1 protein-coding gene is annotated in these 583 nt (G+C 41.2%); it reads left to right on the forward strand.

Going from position 1 to position 583, the window contains the following annotated elements; all coding sequences use genetic code 11:
* Nucleotides 1–492 (forward strand): ribonuclease H-like domain-containing protein (locus HC175_RS16635; protein ID WP_168139486.1); only part of this gene is annotated, 492 nt, incomplete at its 5' end.
* Nucleotides 493–583: the final 91 nt, after the last annotated feature.

Here is a 583-nt window from a genome sequence, read left to right on the forward strand (position 1 = left end):
TTTCAGGGAGAGAAAAGAACGTTTAGAACTACTACTTTTCACGGGGAAGAAAAACAGCTGTTACAGGATTTCAGAAATTTACTGGACGGGCATTTTGCAAGACCACAACATTTGCTTTGCGCGCATAACGGGAAAGAATTCGACTTCCCATACATCGCCCGCCGTATGCTCATTCATAACCTTGAGCTTCCGAATAAACTAAACCTTTTTGGAAAGAAGCCCTGGGAAGTCCCACACCTGGACACCCTGGAGCTATGGAAATTTGGCGATTACAAACATTTCACCTCTCTCAAATTGCTTTGTAATGTGCTGGGAATTCCTTCTCCCAAGGAAGATATCGATGGCAGCGAAGTCCGAAATGTCTATTACAATGAAAATGATCTGGACCGTATTATTCGCTACTGTGAAAGAGATGTTGTGGCTATTGCACAGGTAATACTCAAACTGCGGCAGGAACCACTTCTGGAAGAAGATGAACTGCTTTCGGTTTAGCATACCTTAAGGATTTGTTATTTATCCTGCTGCTTCTCAAGTTTTTATTATATTTATTGAAAGGTTGGCAAAAATGACATTTTTAGATGTG

The sequence above is a fragment of the Salinimicrobium oceani genome, assembly GCF_012037645.1.